Origin of the sequence: Mammaliicoccus fleurettii, from assembly GCF_003970575.1 — a bacterium.
Classification (GTDB): domain Bacteria; phylum Bacillota; class Bacilli; order Staphylococcales; family Staphylococcaceae; genus Mammaliicoccus; species Mammaliicoccus fleurettii.
Genome location: NZ_RXWZ01000072.1, coordinates 1 through 1221, shown reverse-complemented (window position 1 = coordinate 1221; position 1221 = coordinate 1). Strand labels below are relative to the sequence as shown.

The following is a 1221-nucleotide window of genomic DNA, read 5'->3' as shown; positions in this document are numbered from 1 at the left end:
TGGACCGTCTACACTTAATTGGACAACTTCTTTAAAGAGAAGTATTGTTAAAATTAAGAAAGTAGGTGGTCTTTTTATGAGAAGAGAGCGTAGAGAATACAGTAATGAATTCAAACAGCAAATGGTTGATTTATACCTTAATGAAAAACCAAAATCTGAAATTATTAGAGAATATGATTTAACCCCATCTGCATTAGATCGATGGATTAATCAGGCAAAAACCTCTGGTTCTTTTGAGCACAAAGATAATCTTACAAAAGAACAAAAGAAAATGATGGAACTAGAAAAAGAAAATAAACAGCTAAAAATGGAAAACGATATTTTAAAGCAAGCCGCGCTGATAATCGGACGAAAATAGATGTGATAAATGAGAATACTCACAAATATTCAGTATCAGCAATGTGCAAAGTCCTACAAATGCCAAGAAGTACCTACTATTACCACCAAAATAACCAACATAAAGTTAATAAAGAAAACAATGATGAGATATTAGCAGATGAAATTGAAGATATATTCATTTCTAATCGACGATGTTATGGTACACGTAAAATAAAAATTGCCTTAACGAAACGAGGACTATATGTGTCTAGGCGTAAGATTGGTGTATTAATGAAACAAAGAAACTTAGTTTCTACTTATACAAAGATGAAATTTAAAGTAACATCAAGCAAGGTAAACCAATCTACTACCAAGAATCATTTAAATCGTAACTTTAAAAAACATAAACAGTATAAATACATTGTTTCAGATTTAACTTATGTCCGTGTGGACAATAGATGGCATTATGTATGCTTATTTAGTGATTTATATAATCGAGAGATTATAGGCTATAGTGTAGGACAACGCAAAAACGCTGACTTAGTATTCAAAGCATTAGCAAGTATAGAAACAAATCTATTTAATATAAGCTATATCCATACAGATAGAGGACGAGAATTTGATAATCAATTAATCGATAAAGTAATTGATGTATTCAATATTAACCGTTCTTTAAGCCGTAAGGGAAATCCATATGATAACGCAGTAGCAGAAACAATATTTAAAGCAGTAAAGACAGAATTCATAAATACTACAAGATTCTATACGATAGAACAATTAGAAATTGAATTAAAAATGTATATAAACTGGTATAACAATGAAAGAATACATGCAGGATTAAATTATCAAACGCCAACCTCTTATAAACTTATGAATTCTGTCTAAGTTTTTGTTGACATACCA

The 1221-nt window shown here is 30.0% G+C and carries 1 protein-coding gene; it reads left to right on the top strand.

The annotated features are described in order from the left end of the window. Nucleotides 1-76 precede the first annotated feature (76 nt). A protein-coding gene (locus tag CD129_RS06165) for an IS3 family transposase (protein WP_115337112.1) occupies nt 77-1203 on the top strand; the annotation gives its coding sequence in 2 pieces (ribosomal slippage) (nt 77-323 and nt 323-1203; 1128 coding nt in all). Nucleotides 1204-1221: the final 18 nt, after the last annotated feature.